This window comes from Neobacillus sp. DY30, from assembly GCF_030123065.1.
Lineage (GTDB): Bacteria > Bacillota > Bacilli > Bacillales > Cytobacillaceae > Neobacillus.
In genome coordinates this window covers 1,672,437-1,689,880 of sequence record NZ_CP126093.1, presented here as the reverse complement: position 1 = coordinate 1,689,880, position 17,444 = coordinate 1,672,437, and the positions used below count along the sequence as shown (strand labels likewise).

Genomic DNA, 17,444 nt, shown 5'->3' with positions numbered 1-17,444 from the left:
TTGTCTTAGGTTTATAACTGACGAAGTTCTTGCATAATTTCTGTTTTAGATTTTGTTTTCTCATCGATATCCTTAATTTTTCGAGCAGGAGTTCCAGCTACGACTGTATACGGAGGAACATCTTTTGTAACGACTGCACCAGCAGCAACAACTGATCCTTGTCCAACTCTAACTCCTTCTAAAACAACTGCATTTGCACCAATTAGCACATCATCTTCAATAATAACAGGCTGTGCGGATGGTGGTTCGATTACACCTGCCAAAACTGTTCCAGCACCAATATGACAGTTTTTCCCTACAGTTGCTCTTCCGCCAAGAACAACACCCATGTCTATCATGGTTTTTTCACCAATAACTGCACCAATGTTAATAACGGCACCCATCATGATAACTGCATTATCCCCAATTTCTACCTGGTCACGAATTGTTACTCCAGGTTCTATACGAGCATTAATATTTTTTGTATTTAATAATGGAATCGCTGAATTGCGGCGATCACTTTCAACTACATAATCTTCTATCTTTGACTGGTTTGATTCTAACGCCGGGTTGATGTCAGACCATTCACCAAAAACTACACCCGTATTACCATTAATAAAGGTCTTAGAATTGCTGCCAAAATCGATACCTTCTAAATCACCTTTCACATAAACCTTCACCGGCGTAGACTTTTTGCTGTTTTGAATAAAAGAAATAATTTCATTTGCATCCATCATTTTCATCATATTACCTCCAACTTTAATTAAAATTTACTTTACCAAACAAAAGTATTGAAAACAAGAAAAATGAACATAATTATTAGCTGTTTTGACGGCTGTGTTCTTTAATGAGATCCACGAATGCCTGCACTTGTTTAAGTTTAAAGGAAGACTCATACGCAAGTAGCCATGTATCACGTTGAAGAGAATCTCCATTTTCATCTAATAACGGAACCTTATAAATTTCTTTTTCCCCATCATTTAAAGTTATGCCCGGTAAGATTGAATATCCTAAACCATTAAAGGTTAATTGCTTACATGTCTCAATTTGGTCGACGATAATTGTTCTTTTGGGAGAGGTTTTGAATTGCCGCATCCACCAATCTTGTATTTCCTGATAATAATTCGAATCACTTTTAAATTGGATGAAAGGTCTGTCTGTTTCGAGCAACTGTTCAGGTTTGGTAATATCTCGATCAACTAAAAAAAGCGGATCACTGAATAGTTTAATTTTCACCCCTTTCCAATCCGGCATTCCTCGAATGATACCAATATGTACTTGATCATCATATAAACTCTTCAATATTTCACTGCTCCATCCAGTGATAAGTGAAATTTTTGCTTGAGGATAGGTATCACTATATTTTTTTAATACTGGAGGCAGCCAGTTTTGACCCACAATTGAAGCCACCGCTATTTTTAATGTTCCCGATACTCCCGACTGTAGGGAGTGAATGATTTCCCGAACCTTTTCTTCTTTAACAAGAACCTCGTTTACAAATTGTATGACATGTTCACCTGCTGGAGTAAGGGCAAGTCCTTTTTGTGAGCGGATAAATAATTTAGTTCCCCATTCTTTCTCTATGGTTTGCAAACGTTGTGACAATGCTGGCTGTGATACAAAAAGCCTTTCTGAAGCTTTTCGCATATTCATCTCTTGAGCTAAAACAGATAATAAGTGAAATTCAGATATAGAGGACAAAACCTATCCACCTTTATACTTTATTAAACATCCGCATCTTATTATATAGAGAAAATTAAAACTTTTCATTACATAAGCTGCATTTTAATTATAAAAAAGCTCTGCTTATTATGCAGAGCCCTGGTTTTGTTTGGGAATGAACGTTATCAGGATTAAACTTATTATGGCAAAGGTAAGTACTACATAATATACCCAGTGTAAGGATTGAGTAAGACCCTCCTGCAGCATTTCTTTCACTTGCACATGTAAATCGGCCCGTTCATTTTCTTTTAATAAAAGGTTTGCAGAATCGACCGTCAGTTTTTCTTCCGTTCTGCCAGCATTTGCACTTAGGTAGTTCGCAAGCCGATTATTTAGTATACCACCAAGTAAAGCTGCACCTATTGTGTTTCCAAGATTCCTCATAAACATATTAGCAGCCGTTGCAGCTCCTCTTTGCTGCCAGCTTACGGTGCTTTGAATGGAAACAATAAAGGCAGTTGATGTTAATCCCATCCCCACCCCAACGATGAAAGAACCAGCAGCCGCCCACAGAGGGCCTGAGGAGGAAGTCATAGTAACAAATACCACACTGCCAATGATTAAGGCTGTGCCGCCAATTAGAGATGTCTTACGGTAACCTATAGAATTTAACATCTTTCCAGAAAATGTAGACGCAATCGGCCAGCCAATGGACATGGCTGTTAATGTAAATCCGGCAACAATCGGTGATTGTTCCATTACTCCCTGAACAAAGGTAGGAAGAAAACTTGAAATTCCAATCAGCATGATTCCTGTCGTTAAACTTGTTACATTCGCAACAAAGATAGAACGTTCCTTCCAGATATTAAACGGCATCACAGGCTCTTTTGCTCGGCTTTCATAATAAACAAAGATACTAATGGTAACGATAAATAAAAGTGCCAAACTAATGATTTGCCAGGAACCCCAGGACCATCGTCCGCCTCCCTCAACAAGTAAAAACATTAATGATGATATGGAAATAGTTAATAAAAGGGCCCCTATGTAATCAATCTTATGTTTTTTCTTCTCAACATTTTCGTGTAAAAAGAATCCTATACCAATTAAAGAAAGTACTCCTAGTGGAATGTTTATCCAAAATACATAGTTCCAGCTAACATACTGAACCAGCAATCCACCCACAGCTGGACCCGTAACAGCAGAAATTCCCCAAACACTTGCTAGGTAACCCTGAACTTGCGCTCTTTCCTCGGGTGAATAAATATCGCCGACAATCGTGGTGGCAATAGGAGTTACAGCCCCTGCCCCGAACCCTTGAATTAACCTGAAAAGAATAAGTGATTCCATCGATGTAGCAAATCCACAAAGTATAGACCCAATTAAAAAAATCGTGATCCCGATAAAAAGAATTGGTTTTCTACCAAATAAATCAGATAATTTACCATAAATCAGCACTGTTACCGCATTCATTAAAAGATAAGCAGAAAAAACCCAACTGTATAAAGTAAATCCGCCTAAGTCTGCCACAATTGCCGGCATGGCGGTTGAAATAATCGTAGCCTCAATTGCGCCCATAAACATCGCAAGCATGACTGCCGCTAGAACAAGTGGTCTATTTGTCTGACCTCTTTTAGACTGGGAAATTGGAGCACTCACATTATCTCACCCCTCATTTTACAAGAAAATAATACAGCCCCCTTTTGGGAGCCTTATTTATCACTTTTATTCATTTTATTTATAGCGAAATTTAGCTGCGTCAGCACAGTACTTCTCGGCAATATCCCTTCAAAATAACCATCCTCTGTATCGATACAAAGAAAGGGATGATTTACTAATAGCCGTAGGCAAGTTCTAATGGAAGCAGTAACTTTTACTCGAGGTACAGATACATTCATAACCTCTTCCACTCTTTTTTTTTCGAGTTGTTCGAATTCTATTCTTTCTAAACCCAGAATGGAATCCATTATAATGGGGGTGCTGATTAGACCGTGTAATTTATAATTTGGATCTAATACCGGTATAGCAGTATATCCACTCTTTGTTAATACTAATAAGGCATGCTCAAGATTATTACCAACCTGAACATGTGCAACTCGCTCAGATGGAATCATTAATTTTCGTATATCTATCTCTAAAAATTCTCCACTGTGAAGACTTATCATCGCCGAAAACTCCTCAATGTTTGTTTTACCACATGTATATTCTACCATAGTTTTCGGAGAACTGGGTTTTTTTATGAAAATACAGAAAAAGATAGGAACCGATTACGGTTCCTACTGGATTAAATCAAAGATTTCGATTGTAATCATGTCAACATTATCAAATTGATAACGTTTTGGCTTTTCCTTTTCATTATATATTTCCAATTCAAATGTTTCTGTTTTTGGATGAAATGTTACTTGACACTTTCTTTCGCCATTCACTTCGAAATAGCGTTGTGCCGGTTCACCTCCATTAGACTGTTCCTGAAGGTTTTTTAACCGGGTTAATATACCTTGAAGCTGTGACATATGCTCCGTCTCCTTTCAAACACAAGCAAACTTTCTACTGTTATGTTTCTCTTTTAGCATATTTCTATCCTTATGGATTATTTCCAGCAGTAATCTCAGACAGCAAATATGCCAATATTAAAAGAATAAAATAACAGACAGCATTTGTCCAAGCAAAAATGAAAAAAATGGGAAGTTTTTTTCAATATACATTCCCAATAATTGATTGGAAGGAAAAATTGTAGATGATATATACTTCTCTTGAAAGAGTTTCATCTTAGTTTTACAAAAAAATAGGCCCCCTAGAGGAGGCCTTATCGTGTAAAGGTTATTGCACAAAAAAGGATGATAAAGAGAACCAAAACAAAAAATATTCCGTATGATAAAAATATCGGATTGCTAAGATAAATATGTTTTTGAACTGGCTTAGGTATATTTGTATCAATGTGTCCTTCTGCAGCTTTTTGTTTTCTGGCTACAATCAGTGTATAAACAAGCGAAACCGCAAGAACACCCACAATAACGATGGAGAGAGCATTAACAAATAAATTCATGAGCGATTTCTCCTTTAAGAAAGTTAATACTAAGTTTCCACCGTCTAATGCAATCTATGCAATTTTGTTATAACAACTGATCATGGTCAAATAAATATTGGTAAGTGATATCGATAAATAGATAGTCATTCCCATTTATAGGAATTGAGAAGGTCCGAATCGTTTCCCCGGACTCAATATCACTATATAAATCAGAGAGAATTCCTTTGCCTTCTTTTCTCATTTTAATAATATTTTCTAAGAAATAGGGACGCCAGCTCCAATTCTTTAACAAATATTCTTTTTGCGTATACCAGCCGTTTGCTCCTTTAAAGATATTAGAAGATTTTTGAAAACCATCTTCATCGCATACGTACATTCGAAATGCAATGCCATCCATTTCCTTAGAAAGTGACGTAAATAACTCCTCATAATTAGCTTTTTTATTTTTCAGCAAAATGTCTTGTACTTTATTTTGGAAATACTCAGCGGCTGAATAAATGGCCTCCAGCTTTTTCTTCTCGTAGGCAATAAATTCATGAAACTTCCCTTTTAAACGCTCTTTTAACAATTCCCGCTCAATAAACTCCGGTGAAGGTGGATGAAGATAAAACCCTTGATAATATCTCCCGCCATTTTTCCAAGCAAACTGAAGCTGATAACTCATTTCTATATTTTCAAACAGTAATGTGGCCCCGATTTTCCTGGCTAATAATGACAGAGAAAATAAGACATCGGTAAAACCTGATGAGGTGGCGTTAGATTTCAAGGCCTGTAAATTTATTTTAATGATTTCGGGATTTAATTGGCCGATTCTCTCAAAATAATTGGTATCACTATCAATACTGGAAATTGCAACCTTGATGCCGTACGTCCGATAGTATTGTAATAAATGATCCAACTGAGCAAAATCACCCTCATAATTTCCTTCAGAAATTTCAAGGACTATTCTCTTTAAATTCAATCCTCTTTTTTCAAAAGCCAGCAGTTCTTGTAAGAATGGCTCTCCGTGTCGATACATGAGTAAATCGGCATCGCGATTCAAATAGATACTGACATCATCATCCAGTCCAATTGCCAGGTCTAACGCTTTCTGAACTAAAAGTAAATCAACTTCATATTTATATTCATCTGGAATCTGATCATCATGAAAAAATTGACCTAAGCTTATGATGTTACCTTCCGATTGATATCTGCCCAAAACCTCATATGCAATAACACGCTGCTCATCAGCACTAAAAATTGGTTGAAAATAAGGAATGACATTTTCAAGATCCGTTAGGATATCCAATGCATCCATTCAAGTACCCTCCAGAAAAAGATTTTCCTCATTATACCATACCCTAATATACAATACGCTCAACTTACATCTCTTGTTCTTTCCAAAAGGATACCATCATAGCAATTCTGAAACAATCAAATGCTAAAACCAAGTCCATATGATTGGAGGAGAACGCTTGAAAAAACTTTGTTTAATGGTCTCAATTCTTCCTCTTTTTGGATGTAACAACGCCGATGAAACTGTTACTCAACAATCAGAAAAAAACAGTTACACGGAAATCTATGAACAAGTACCGAGCCCTGCTATTAAGAAAACGGGAAACCAAGCTGCTGTTCAGAAAGAAATTAACACTCCTCGAGCTAAAAAGGATTCAGTGATGCTGGACGTTGTATTAATAAAACAAAATCCAGAACTTAAATATGGATGTGAAGTAACAAGCCTTGCAATGGTCCTAAATCATGCTGGTGTACAGACAGACAAAATGGATTTGTATCGGTCCATTCAAAAAGATCCCGATCCAATTAAAAGAGCAGGAAACGGCGATATCTTAAATTGGGGCAACCCTGCGGATGGTTTTGTTGGCGATATGACGGGAAGGCAAGCTGGTTATGCCGTCTTTGATAAACCAATGGAGGCACTAGTAAACCAGAAGCTGCCAGGGCGGGCAATAAACCTAACAAATCAACCATTCGAACGGATTCTAGAGCATGTTTCTGCTGGTTATCCCGTAGTCGTTTGGACAACGGGGGATTATCGATTACCTGATCGCTGGGAGTCATGGAATCACGGCCAGCATATAATAAAAACACCTCTTGATCTGCATGCCGTAGTTCTTGTAGGTTACGATGCAAACTATGTATATTTGAATGATCCGCTTTCCGGCAAAAAACAAGTACGAGTAGGAAAAAATCAATTTATAGAATCCTGGAAAGCTCTACAGAACAGGGCAATTAGTTATAAATAAATACCTAAAAGCAGCCATAATGGCTGCTTTTAGGTATTTATTATTAATTTTTGAATATCAAGTAGTATACACCTTTTTATTAATAAATATTAATTATCATATTACTTGCAAATTACTCTAAATTTAACGAAAATACGAATGACTGTCTTTTAAGTAATAGATAAAAAATCGGAGATAGGTTGGTTGAATAACTATGGCAAAAAAAATAAAAAGGAGAACATTCTTGAAAAGTACCTTTGGTACATTCCTCACAGTTCTTGGACTTAGTTCCGGAGGGTACTTTTATGCCAATCGTGTAGAACCTTCACTTTTAGAAATAAATAAACTCGAAATAAAACATTCCTTAATTCCAACTAGTTTTAACGGCATAAAAATTGTCCAATTTAGTGATACACATTTAGGGTTTCATTATAATGTAAACCAATTTAAAAAATTAGTAGAAAAAATTAATCAATTAGAGCCTGACATAATTTTTTTTACGGGAGACTTATTGGACGAGCCAAATAAATATGCTGAAATTAATAAAGTTGCTCCGATACTACAACAATTAAATGCCACTATCGGTAAATTTTGTATTTATGGAAACCATGACCATGGAGGTTATGGTTCTGAAATCTACCGAAAGCTAATGGAATTATCTAACTTTACAGTACTTTTGAATGAATCACTACTTATAAAACAAAAAGATGGCAGTTCCATTTCTCTCGTAGGTATAGACGATCGTATGCTGGGTAAACCAGATTTAGCAACGGCCATGAAACAAGTACCTAAAGACTCATTTAAACTTCTGTTATCACATGCTCCCGATGTTGCTGATCAAGCTTTAGATTATGGAATACATTGGCAATTAAGCGGGCATAGTCATGGCGGTCAGGTAAAAATACCTTTTGTTGGTGCACTTGTAATCCCGCCTTACGCACAGAATTACCCTGAGGGTCTATATGCGATTGGCAAGGAAAATCCCTTATCATTATATGTAAATCGAGGAATTGGTACGACCCGTCTTCCTTTTCGATTCATGGCGAAACCTGAATTAACTGTATTTACTCTCATTTCATCAGAAATTGATTAAAAATCCTTGCCACTAATTGGAAAGGATTTTTAATTTTATAATAATGTTTTTACTTTCTTGTATTTCTATTTTACAATTAATAATAATAAATGATAGATAATATAAACGTAAAAGGAGCAGCTATTTTGACTGATGATAGAAAACACCCCCATAATACAGGAAAGCTAACGATCGATAACCTCTCACAAGCTCTCTTTATTGTTAATCGCCATGCAAAAACAGCTCCAAACCCCAAATTTTTATACAGATTAAAGCATGAGTCATTAAAAAAACTAATAGCAGAAGGTAAAGCAAAAAAAATTGGCCTTCATTTCTCGCAAAATCCACGTAATAGTAAACAACAGTCCGACGTCCTCGTCGAATGCGGCCTTTATACATTTCATATTCCTCCGACCAAGTCTGATTTTGCTGAATTGCCTCATTTAGGCAAATTAGATGATAGTGTTAGAAACCCAAAAACAGCACTTTCACTAAGTCAAGCTAAGTCTGTTTTACAGACATACACCGGAATAAAAGAAATGGAGCAGCCACCTTCAAACAGAAACAAAAACCGTCCTTACCAAAAACCTATTTTTAAAAAGTTAGGGGAAAGATATACGTAAAAAAGCCGGACTCGACCGTCTTTTTTACGTTTTTTTATTATTCGAACTTTTCTTCCCCATCTCTCCTTGTCTATTATTGTAGAATATTTCTACAAATCTGTTTATAATCAAAGGTATTGATGTAACCGAATGGAAGGATGAACAAGGGTGGAGCATTTAATTAATACCAAAGTCCAAGAAATCGAGGTTTCTGGAATTAGGAAATTTTATAATATGGTATCACACATTGAGGATGTTATTTCTTTAACAATCGGTCAGCCAGATTTTCAGACACCAGAGCATGTGAAAGAGGCTGGAATTTCAGCAATTAATGAAAATTTTACTTCCTATACCCATAATGCCGGTATCAGCGAATTACGAACTGCCGCATGTGGTTTTGTTGCAAAGAAATACAATCTAGCTTATGAGCCAGATTCGGAGGTCATTGTTACTGTAGGGGCAAGTGAAGCTATTGATATCACATTTAGAACCATACTAACTGAAGGTACCGAAGTTCTATTGCCCGGACCAATTTATCCAGGATATGAACCCATCATACGGATGTGCGGAGCTGTACCCGTTCATGTCGACATCAGGGATAATCAATTCAGATTTACCTTAGAAATGATCAAACCTTATATAACCGATAAGACCCGTTGCATTGTAATACCTTATCCATCTAATCCAACAGGTGTCAGTCTCACAGAGACAGAGTTAAAAGAAATTGCTGATTACTTGAAAGACAGAGAAATATTTATACTTGCAGACGAAATTTACAGTGAATTAACTTATGATCAACCCCATATTTCTATTGCTTCATACTTAAAAGAGAAAACGATTGTAATTAACGGATTGTCAAAATCTCATTCAATGACAGGGTGGAGGATTGGGTTTTTATATGCACCGAAACATATTACTAAGCACATATTAAAGGTGCATCAATATAACGTTTCCTGTGCCAATTCAATTGCGCAAAAAGCGGCTTTATCTGCTTTAACAACGGGAATCGATGACGCAATTCCAATGAAGAAGGAATATATCATAAGACGCGACTATGTTTTCAATCGTTTAACCGCAATGGGGCTTCATGTAGTCAAGCCAGATGGGGCATTTTATTTCTTTGTAAAAATACCTGACTCCTTTCATTTAAATAGTTTTGACTTTGCTCTAGAGATGGTTCATCAAGCAAAAGTAGCGGTAGTTCCGGGAAGTGCATTCTCTGAATACGGGGAAGGTTATTTTAGATTATCTTTTGCCTGTTCACAAGAAACATTGGAAACCGGATTAAACCGAATCGAGACATTTTTAAATTTGAAAAAATAAATAATACCCTCACTGATTACAGTGAGGGTATATCTTATTATTGGCCTTTGTACTTCCCATTATTTTTCGGTGCTTTTTCTTTTTTCGCTTTATCTTTATGAATTTTATTGGTTGCAGCTGAACCCATCTCATGAGCAAATTCTTCATTCAAGACAGCAGAATCAAATCCCTTTTTATTTTTTTGCTGTGGGTCATTCTTTTTTGTTCTTTTTGCCATAAAAAGTTTCCCTCCTATTTCAGCTTCTATTATAGTTTCTGAAATCAGGAGTTAATTATTCTAAACTGTTAGGACTTCCAATATTTATATAGAGCCTGTGTCCCGTTATTTTCCTCACCCATATTAGCAAGTTGATCATAAAGGTTTTTGGCTAAAGATAAACCTGGAACTTTCATGTCCATTTCTTCGGCCTCATCTAAGGCAATTTTCATATCTTTAATAAAATGTTTAATATAAAAACCTGGCTCAAAATTACCGTTGAGCATTCTTGGTGCAAGATTGCTTAATGACCAGCTTCCTGCAGCGCCTGTCGTAATACTTTTTAAAACCGAATCTGGGTTTAATCCCGCTTTTTCAGCATATATGATCGCTTCGCAAACACCAATCATATTAGAGGCTATGGCAATTTGATTGCACATTTTGGTGTGGTGTCCTGCACCAGCTTTCCCTTGGTAGACAATATTTGAACCCAATAGATTTAGCAGCGGTCTTATTATTTCAACGTCTTCTTCCTCACCCCCGACCATTATGGAAAGCTTTGCTTCCTTTGCTCCTATATCCCCGCCAGAAACTGGTGCATCAATCGTGTGAATACCTTTTTCTTTCGCCGCTTGAAATATTTTTACTGCCAGTGATGGAGCAGAGGTAGTCATATCGATGAGATAACTGCCAGGTTTCGAATGATGAACCAATCCATCTTCTCCCAAATAGATTTCTTCAACGTCAGAGGGATAGCCGACCATTGTAATAATAACATTTGCGTTTGAGGCTACATCTCGTGGATTCTCCCCCCAAATTGCACCTTTTTCTAGGAGGTCACCGGCTTTTTCCCTTGTCCTTGAATAAACGATTAATGGATATCCAGCATCCATTAAGTGTCCTGCCATACTTTTTCCCATAACGCCTGTCCCAATAAAACCAATTACTGTATTTTCTGGATTAAGCACGTTATATCAATCCCCCAATTATTAATTTCACAATTCAATTATATAATTTATAACACAAAAAAACCGGAACTAAGTACTTTCCGGTTATCGTGCTCAATCTCCAAATTTATGCACCTTTTTAGTCTCTCCTAGATAAAAACGTGATAAACACTTTTTCAAAGCTCTGACGAAAAATTTGTTAAGAATACTCTCCCAAAAACTTCTTGATTGTTATATATCTCTATCGAAACTGCTTGGTTTTTTTCAATCATCGTTTGAAGTTCATGGATGTGTAAGTCATTTTTTAAAGGAAGCGGATCCATGAAAATATATTTTTCACTTTTACCCTTTACTTCTAAATATTCACCATTTAGAACCTGTTCCTCACCATATATAATTTCCCTTTTTCCAATAGCTGAAGCTAAGCGATCATCATGAATGGTAACCTTTACCTTATATAGTTCATGTCTATCTAAGATTTCATTGTTAATTCTAAACCGAAATTGAAGTTCATTATTCTTTGTTAACAAGGCATCCGCGTACCGGTTTACAATTAGTTCCTTCGAGAGAGGAAGTCCGCATCCAGTAAGTGAAGTTCCTATTAGAATTATACTTACTAAAACTAAAACCATTTTTATACTTCTCAGCATGATAAACACTCCTTTATGTTTTTACCTTAGCCATATTTTTCTGGTAATAAACGTTAAACGAGGTTGATTTTAGAAGTACACCTTGCTAAATAGATTTTATCATTCCACCATCAACTAAAAAAGAACTCCCGGTCATGTAGGTATTAGCATCGGAAAGGAGAAATACCGCTATATTAGCAAATTCTTCCGGGGTCCCATATCTTTTTAGTGGAATTTGTGCTTTCATTGACAATTCAACACTTGCTATATCGACACCCTGTTTATCAGCATTAATTTGATCTAAGTGTCTTACACGGTCGGTAGCAATTCGACCAGGTGCTATCGTATTTATCAAGATATTATGCGGTGCTAATTCTGAAGCTAATGTTTTGGAAAGTCCAACAATACCTGTTCGGAAGGTGTTAGATAGTATTAAGCCTGGTATAGGTTCCTTTATTGAAGAGGAGGCAATATTAAGAATTCTGCCGCTTTGCTTTTTTAAGTATGGCAATGCTTCACGTATTGCACGGATATATGATAGCAAATTTAGTTCAAAGGCGTTCTGCCAATTAGCATCTGTTAAATCCTCAAAAGCTCCTGCCGGTGGGCCACCTGCATTATTGATAAGTAAATGAAGACTTCCAAATACCTCAATTGTTTTAGAGATAAGTGTTTTAATATCTTCAGCTTTAGTTATATCTGTTTTTTGGAAAGCAACTTTGCCGGGACCAATTGATTCTAATTCAGCAGTCTTCGTTATAAGTTTTTCCTCATCTCGGCCAGAGATCATTACATTCGCACCCTCTCTGACTAGTCGTTCTGCGATCGCATATCCTAAGCCCTGACTTGAAGCCATAACTACTGCTGTTTTTCCGCTCAAATTCAAATCCATCCGATCCATCCTCCTTGAACCTTTCTATCACCATTATACTAAAAATTTCCTCTAATTTCTAAAACATGTACAAAAAAAGAGACAGAATCATTCTGTCTCTTTTAAAATCAATTCTATTTTGTAGCAGCGTTAACCGCTTCAATCACCTGATCGGTTGTCTGCATATTTAATACTTGTTTAGCAAGGTTCTCCATTTCGGATTTATTCAACTTTTTAATAAGTGAACGCGCTTTTAAAATAGACGTAGCACTCATTGAAAATTCGTCTAATCCGAGACCAAGAAGAAGCGGGATTGCTGTTTCGTCTCCAGCCATTTCACCGCACATCCCAGCCCATTTTCCTTCTGCATGTGCAGCATCAATAACCATCTTAACCAAACGTAAAATAGATGGGCTATATGGCTGATAAAGGTAGGATACACGTTGATTCATGCGGTCTGCAGCCATCGTATATTGAATTAGGTCATTCGTTCCAATACTAAAGAAGTCAACTTCTTTAGCAAATTGATCTGCTAAAACAGCAGTTGATGGTATTTCAACCATTATTCCTAACTCAATTTGATCTGAAACCTTTTGGTCAGAAGCAATGAGCTTTTGTTTTTCTTCTTCTAGAATCGCTTTGGCTTCACGGAATTCATCTAGAGTTGCAATCATCGGGAACATTATTTTTAAGTTTCCATAGATGCTTGCACGGAGAAGTGCTCTAAGCTGGGTACGGAAAATCTCCTGCTCCTCTAAGCATAATCGAATAGCCCGGAATCCCAAAAATGGATTCAACTCTTTTGGCAGCTGAAGATACGGAAGCTCTTTATCACCGCCGATGTCCAAAGTTCGTACAACAACTGGCTTCCCATTCATACCTTCTAGAACGGCTTTATAAGCCTCAAATTGTTCTTCTTCGGTAGGAAGCTGGTCTCTGCCCATGTAAAGGAATTCAGTCCGGTATAGACCTACGCCTTCTCCGCCGTTAGCTAGAACACCCTTTAAGTCATTAGGCGTTCCGATATTTGCCGCTAACTCAACATGATGGTCATCCGCTGATACAGTCTTTTCATTTACAAGTTTAGCCCACTCTATCTTTTGAGCTTCAAATTGCTGATGGATATTACGGTATTCGGCAACAAGCTCTGGAGTCGGGTTAATATGTACTTCACCTTTCAGACCATCTACAATAACTAAGTCACCGTTGTTGATTTCTTCTGTGGCTGTTTTTGTACCTACTACTGCCGGTATCTCCATTGACCGAGCCATAATAGCTGAATGAGAAGTCCGTCCGCCAATATCGGTAGTAAATCCAAGTACATACTGTCTGTTTAATTGAGCAGTATCAGAAGGAGTTAAATCCTCAGCAACTATAATTACTTCTTCAGCAATCATGCTTGGATTACTCAATTGAACGCCTAGTAAATGAGATAGTACACGTTTTGTAACATCCCGGATATCAGCAGCGCGTTCTTTCATATATTCATTGTCCATTTGTTCAAACATCATAACAAACATGTCTGCTGTATCTTTTAATGCAGCTTCAGCATTTACTTTTTCTGTCTTAATTTTATCTTCAATCGGTCCATTTAATTCTGGATCCGTAAGAACAAGTAAATGTGCTTCAAAGATAGCTGCTTTATCTGCACCAAGTTCAATCTGGGCACGATCACGAATGGCCTCAAGTTCATCTTTAGATTTCTCAATTGCTGCTTGAAAACGAGCTACCTCCGAAGCAGTATCATCAATTGTCTTTTTTTCAAATGATAAATTTGGTTCTACTAACCGATAGGCTTTTGCTATAGCAATCCCATTGGAAGCAGCAATTCCTTGTAAAAATGTCATTACTCAGCCAATCCTTCTTTTTTTAATAATTCATCTAGGCTTCTTAGAGCTTCTTCACTATCACTGCCTTCTGCACTAATAGAAATATCTGCACCTTGACCAATTCCTAAAGACATAACGCCCATAATTGACTTCAAGTTAACCTTTTTACCTTTATATTCTAAATTGATCTCAGAATCAAATTTGCTCGCAGTTTGTACTAGTAATGTTGCTGGTCTAGCGTGAATCCCTGTATCAGCTGTTACTTTAAATTGTTTTTCTGCCATGTTAAATCAAACTCCTTCTCATTAATGTAAAATGGTGCCGCTTAATACTGCATAACCACTTATAGTCATATAAGACAACTGAACTAATTGTTATATTTTCTCCAAAAGGAAATGAAGTATGTAAGTTGCGGGTCCATTTTATTATTATTATTTCAAATTAGTACAATTGCTAGGATAACACGTTCAAACAGTACAGACAACCTATAAAACTTTATGTAAGCGCATTAAAAAATCGACAAATCGTTTTTTTTTAAATGTTCACAAATTAGCCACAAAAATAAGCCGATTTTGAGAAAAATTTCCTTACGTAAAGTATTTATTTTAAACTTATTTATAGACCATAGCTGCTTTTACTGCCTTAGTCCACCCGCTATAGAGACTACTTCGCTCCTGATCGGTCATCTTCGGAACAAACTTTTGCTCAGTAGCCCATTGTTTAGAAATTTCCTCTTGGTTCTCCCAGTAACCCACCGCAAGTCCTGCTAGATATGCTGCTCCAAGTGCAGTTGTTTCACTAACTGTCGGTCTTTCTACTGGTACATCTAAAATATCACTTTGGAACTCCATTAAGAAATTATTTTTTACAGCGCCGCCATCTACGCGCAGTGTTTTAAGTTCTATGTGGGAATCGGCTACCATCGCCGATAGTACATCTTTGGTTTGATAAGCTAAAGATTCGAGTGTAGCCCGGATAAAATGTTCTTTTGTAGTTCCTCTTGTTAAACCAAAAACAGCCCCTCTTACATCACTATCCCAATATGGCGTCCCCAATCCTACAAAAGCAGGAACCACATATACACCCTCTGTGGATTTCACTTTAACTGCATAGGACTCACTATCTTTCGCCTCTTTAAATATCCTTAATCCGTCACGGAGCCATTGAACCGCAGAACCAGCAACAAAAATACTTCCTTCAAGGCAATATTCAACCTTACCATTAAGTCCCCATGCTATCGTTGTCAATAACCCATTCTTAGACCGCACGGCTATATTACCTGTATTCATCAGCATAAAGCAACCTGTACCATAAGTGTTCTTAGCCATCCCTTTTTCGAAACAGTTTTGCCCGAAAAGTGCTGCCTGCTGATCACCAGCTATCCCCGCGATAGGTATCTCCCTCCCGAAAAAATGATAATCAACTGTTTTCGCATAAATGGCAGAGGATGGCATTACTTCAGGCAGTATAGATTTTGGAACGTCCAATATCCGTAATAATTCATCATCCCACCGGAGCTCATGAATATTAAACATTAATGTTCTTGAGGCGTTGGAGTAATCAGTAACATGAGCACGGCCTCCTGACAGTTTCCATACAATCCAGGTATCAATAGTTCCAAATAAAAGTTGACCTTTCAACGCTTTTTCGCGTGCACCATCAATATGATCCAAAATCCACTTAGCCTTTGTCCCGGAAAAATAGGCATCTATTAATAGACCCGTTTTTGAGCGAAAAAGATCATCGTAGTCCTTTGATTTCAATTCCTCACAAATATCACTCGTTTGTCTTGATTGCCAAACGATTGCATTATAGATAGGCTCACCTGTCTCTTTATCCCAAATGACCGTAGTTTCTCGTTGATTCGTGATACCTATCCCAGCAATCTGCTCGGGTTTAATTCCTGATTCAGCAAATATCTCCGCAATAGTGGATAAAACGGAACCCCATATTTCATTTGCGTTATGCTCTACCCAGCCAGGTTTAGGAAAGTACTGAGTAAACTCTTTCTGAGCTACAAAAACAATTCCCCCCTGCTTATTGAATAATATAGCCCGTGTACTTGTTGTCCCTTGGTCTATAGAGAGAATAAACGTCTCCATTGAAATCCCCCTTTTCACTATTTGCTTTATTTTTACTTTACTAGATTACTTTATATTAGCTTCTAGGCTCCTTTAAATATTGATATAGTACATCTCCACCCCGTTGACCTATGCCGCGAAAATGTTTAAAGTCATCCCTCTTAACAAGGACTTGACGAAAGTCCATAAAATCTTCTTTCTTAACATAGAACTCTGACAGCTCACCGTTTTTTAGTTTTTCCAACACTTCTTGCACAAACTGATCGTTCATAAACTGCACCACCTTTATTCCCATTTTATAGTAAGGTCCACTTCGGTAGTCAATATTTAAACAATTTACCTTAAAAATATCATCTTTAAATGTAAACGATTGCATTTTTTCGTTTATTTTATTAATAATTAACAAAATTGGCAAAAAAAAGCCTTTACGAAACATATAAAGTAGTGCAAACTGTTACTTAAATGAATATATATAGATTGTCAGGTAAAGGAGAGAGACTAATTGAAAAAAGCAGAAGTAGGAAATGTCATTGAATTTCGCGGCGGATTAAAAGGTATTGTAGAAAAGGTCAATGAAAACTCTGTAATAGTCGACCTAACACTTATGGATAATTATAGAGACTTAGAATTGGACCAGCGGACTGTTGTAAACCATAAAAATTATAAGATAGTAAAAGAAAGCGCTTATTAAATTAATAGCTTTGTAGATTAGGGCAGCCGAAAGGCTGCCTTTTTATTTATTATTTTTCTCGCCCTGCTTCTTTTAAAAGCTCGTCTTTGGATTTTACTTTTCCGTGAGGGTTTTGGTCTTGTTTACGAACTGTCCATTGTCGCTCTTGTTGGCTTTGGGATTTGGTCAATGTTTTTCCTCCTTTCTCTTTACTTTTATATTTTTTGCAATTTCTTAGTTCTTATTATTGGATTCATTCAAAAGTGTGATGTAAACATTTCCTTTAATAAATTATTTTTGTTAAAATAAATTTTATTGTAAGGAAGGAGGTAATTA

Annotated in this window: 21 protein-coding genes; 5 read left to right on the top strand and 16 right to left on the bottom strand. The window is 36.8% G+C overall.

Annotated features, from left to right (window positions below):
• Positions 1 to 11: 11 nt before the first annotated feature.
• The 7 genes from dapD to QNH29_RS08290 form a co-directional block, all read right to left on the bottom strand.
• Complete coding sequence (gene dapD / locus QNH29_RS08320; protein ID WP_283865560.1) at positions 12 to 722, bottom strand: 2,3,4,5-tetrahydropyridine-2,6-dicarboxylate N-acetyltransferase; 711 nt, start codon at positions 720 to 722, stop codon at positions 12 to 14.
• Positions 723 to 798: 76 nt separating this feature from the next.
• A complete protein-coding gene (locus tag QNH29_RS08315) occupies positions 799 to 1,680 on the bottom strand; it encodes a transcriptional regulator CcpC (protein ID WP_283864340.1) in 882 nt (293 codons plus the stop codon).
• Between the two features lie 108 nt (positions 1,681 to 1,788).
• Positions 1,789 to 3,231, bottom strand: coding sequence for an MDR family MFS transporter (locus tag QNH29_RS08310; RefSeq protein WP_283865559.1), 1,443 nt, complete (start codon positions 3,229 to 3,231; stop codon positions 1,789 to 1,791).
• Between the two features lie 119 nt (positions 3,232 to 3,350).
• Positions 3,351 to 3,803: a cyclic-di-AMP-binding protein CbpB gene (gene cbpB / locus QNH29_RS08305; protein ID WP_283864339.1), complete on the bottom strand. Its 453-nt coding sequence runs from the start codon at positions 3,801 to 3,803 to the stop codon at positions 3,351 to 3,353.
• Positions 3,804 to 3,914: 111 nt separating this feature from the next.
• Positions 3,915 to 4,151, bottom strand: coding sequence for a YkuJ family protein (locus QNH29_RS08300; protein ID WP_045515459.1), 237 nt, complete (start codon positions 4,149 to 4,151; stop codon positions 3,915 to 3,917).
• A gap of 293 nt (positions 4,152 to 4,444) precedes the next feature.
• Positions 4,445 to 4,684: a hypothetical protein gene (locus QNH29_RS08295; RefSeq protein WP_283864338.1), complete on the bottom strand. Its 240-nt coding sequence runs from the start codon at positions 4,682 to 4,684 to the stop codon at positions 4,445 to 4,447.
• 67 nt (positions 4,685 to 4,751) lie between these two features.
• Complete coding sequence (locus tag QNH29_RS08290; RefSeq protein WP_283864337.1) at positions 4,752 to 5,963, bottom strand: EAL domain-containing protein; 1,212 nt, start codon at positions 5,961 to 5,963, stop codon at positions 4,752 to 4,754.
• Positions 5,964 to 6,120: 157 nt separating this feature from the next.
• On the opposite strand from QNH29_RS08290, the gene QNH29_RS08285 reads away from it, so the two are divergent.
• From QNH29_RS08285 to QNH29_RS08270, 4 genes are all read left to right on the top strand, one after another.
• Positions 6,121 to 6,909, top strand: coding sequence for a C39 family peptidase (locus QNH29_RS08285; protein ID WP_283864336.1), 789 nt, complete (start codon positions 6,121 to 6,123; stop codon positions 6,907 to 6,909).
• 193 nt (positions 6,910 to 7,102) lie between these two features.
• Positions 7,103 to 7,981 (top strand): metallophosphoesterase, encoded by an 879-nt coding sequence (locus QNH29_RS08280; protein WP_283864335.1) that lies wholly within the window; start codon positions 7,103 to 7,105, stop codon positions 7,979 to 7,981.
• A gap of 125 nt (positions 7,982 to 8,106) precedes the next feature.
• Positions 8,107 to 8,583 carry a YkyB family protein gene (locus tag QNH29_RS08275; protein ID WP_481858785.1) on the top strand — a complete coding sequence of 159 codons (477 nt, stop codon included), beginning with the start codon at positions 8,107 to 8,109 and terminating at the stop codon, positions 8,581 to 8,583.
• A 147-nt stretch (positions 8,584 to 8,730) separates the two neighbouring features.
• Positions 8,731 to 9,885, top strand: coding sequence for an aminotransferase A (locus QNH29_RS08270; protein ID WP_283864334.1), 1,155 nt, complete (start codon positions 8,731 to 8,733; stop codon positions 9,883 to 9,885).
• A gap of 37 nt (positions 9,886 to 9,922) precedes the next feature.
• Here QNH29_RS08270 and QNH29_RS08265 read toward each other — a convergent pair whose 3' ends face one another.
• The 8 genes from QNH29_RS08265 to QNH29_RS08230 all read right to left on the bottom strand — a co-directional run bounded on the left by QNH29_RS08265 (position 9,923) and on the right by QNH29_RS08230 (position 16,709).
• Complete coding sequence (locus QNH29_RS08265; RefSeq protein WP_283864333.1) at positions 9,923 to 10,102, bottom strand: hypothetical protein; 180 nt, start codon at positions 10,100 to 10,102, stop codon at positions 9,923 to 9,925.
• A 68-nt stretch (positions 10,103 to 10,170) separates the two neighbouring features.
• Positions 10,171 to 11,049, bottom strand: a complete 879-nt coding sequence (locus QNH29_RS08260; RefSeq protein ID WP_283864332.1) for an NAD(P)-dependent oxidoreductase — start codon at positions 11,047 to 11,049, stop codon at positions 10,171 to 10,173.
• A 155-nt stretch (positions 11,050 to 11,204) separates the two neighbouring features.
• Complete coding sequence (locus QNH29_RS08255) at positions 11,205 to 11,678, bottom strand: hypothetical protein (RefSeq protein ID WP_283864331.1); 474 nt, start codon at positions 11,676 to 11,678, stop codon at positions 11,205 to 11,207.
• 85 nt (positions 11,679 to 11,763) lie between these two features.
• Positions 11,764 to 12,549 (bottom strand): SDR family oxidoreductase, encoded by a 786-nt coding sequence (locus QNH29_RS08250; RefSeq protein ID WP_283864330.1) that lies wholly within the window; start codon positions 12,547 to 12,549, stop codon positions 11,764 to 11,766.
• A 113-nt stretch (positions 12,550 to 12,662) separates the two neighbouring features.
• Entirely contained in the window at positions 12,663 to 14,375 is a 1,713-nt protein-coding gene (ptsP, locus tag QNH29_RS08245; RefSeq protein WP_283864329.1) for a phosphoenolpyruvate--protein phosphotransferase, read from the bottom strand.
• On the bottom strand, positions 14,375 to 14,641 hold the full coding sequence (locus tag QNH29_RS08240; RefSeq protein WP_221820464.1) for a phosphocarrier protein HPr: 267 nt from the start codon (positions 14,639 to 14,641) through the stop codon (positions 14,375 to 14,377). Before QNH29_RS08240 ends, ptsP begins: the two co-directional genes overlap by 1 nt.
• Positions 14,642 to 14,968: 327 nt before the next feature.
• Positions 14,969 to 16,459 carry a glycerol kinase GlpK gene (gene glpK / locus QNH29_RS08235; RefSeq protein ID WP_283864328.1) on the bottom strand — a complete coding sequence of 497 codons (1,491 nt, stop codon included), beginning with the start codon at positions 16,457 to 16,459 and terminating at the stop codon, positions 14,969 to 14,971.
• A gap of 55 nt (positions 16,460 to 16,514) precedes the next feature.
• A complete protein-coding gene (locus QNH29_RS08230; protein ID WP_283864327.1) occupies positions 16,515 to 16,709 on the bottom strand; it encodes a protein YkzS in 195 nt (64 codons plus the stop codon).
• A 231-nt stretch (positions 16,710 to 16,940) separates the two neighbouring features.
• On the opposite strand from QNH29_RS08230, the gene QNH29_RS08225 reads away from it, so the two are divergent.
• The gene (locus QNH29_RS08225; protein ID WP_063251529.1) at positions 16,941 to 17,129 is read left to right on the top strand and encodes a YkvS family protein; all 189 of its coding nucleotides are present in this window, start codon (positions 16,941 to 16,943) and stop codon (positions 17,127 to 17,129) included.
• Positions 17,130 to 17,178: 49 nt separating this feature from the next.
• Here the strand turns inward: QNH29_RS08225 and QNH29_RS08220 are convergent, their stop codons facing one another.
• Positions 17,179 to 17,298, bottom strand: coding sequence for a DUF6254 family protein (locus QNH29_RS08220; protein WP_283864326.1), 120 nt, complete (start codon positions 17,296 to 17,298; stop codon positions 17,179 to 17,181).
• Positions 17,299 to 17,444 lie beyond the last annotated feature (146 nt).

Bases quoted from the DNA above. Each gene is read 5' to 3' on its own strand.
- QNH29_RS08250 (WP_283864330.1), bottom strand. From the start codon at position 12,549: ATGGATTTGAATTTGAGCGGAAAAACAGCAGTAGTTATGGCTTCAAGT.
- QNH29_RS08295 (WP_283864338.1), bottom strand. From the start codon at position 4,684: ATGAATTTATTTGTTAATGCTCTCTCCATCGTTATTGTGGGTGTTCTT.
- QNH29_RS08265 (WP_283864333.1), bottom strand. From the start codon at position 10,102: ATGGCAAAAAGAACAAAAAAGAATGACCCACAGCAAAAAAATAAAAAG.
- dapD (WP_283865560.1), bottom strand. From the start codon at position 722: ATGAAAATGATGGATGCAAATGAAATTATTTCTTTTATTCAAAACAGC.
- QNH29_RS08240 (WP_221820464.1), bottom strand. From the start codon at position 14,641: ATGGCAGAAAAACAATTTAAAGTAACAGCTGATACAGGGATTCACGCT.
- glpK (WP_283864328.1), bottom strand. From the start codon at position 16,459: ATGGAGACGTTTATTCTCTCTATAGACCAAGGGACAACAAGTACACGG.
- QNH29_RS08280 (WP_283864335.1), top strand. From the start codon at position 7,103: ATGGCAAAAAAAATAAAAAGGAGAACATTCTTGAAAAGTACCTTTGGT.
- QNH29_RS08230 (WP_283864327.1), bottom strand. From the start codon at position 16,709: ATGAACGATCAGTTTGTGCAAGAAGTGTTGGAAAAACTAAAAAACGGT.
- QNH29_RS08300 (WP_045515459.1), bottom strand. From the start codon at position 4,151: ATGTCACAGCTTCAAGGTATATTAACCCGGTTAAAAAACCTTCAGGAA.
- ptsP (WP_283864329.1), bottom strand. From the start codon at position 14,375: ATGACATTTTTACAAGGAATTGCTGCTTCCAATGGGATTGCTATAGCA.
- QNH29_RS08310 (WP_283865559.1), bottom strand. From the start codon at position 3,231: ATGCTTGCGATGTTTATGGGCGCAATTGAGGCTACGATTATTTCAACC.
- QNH29_RS08255 (WP_283864331.1), bottom strand. From the start codon at position 11,678: ATGCTGAGAAGTATAAAAATGGTTTTAGTTTTAGTAAGTATAATTCTA.
- QNH29_RS08290 (WP_283864337.1), bottom strand. From the start codon at position 5,963: ATGGATGCATTGGATATCCTAACGGATCTTGAAAATGTCATTCCTTAT.
- cbpB (WP_283864339.1), bottom strand. From the start codon at position 3,803: ATGATAAGTCTTCACAGTGGAGAATTTTTAGAGATAGATATACGAAAA.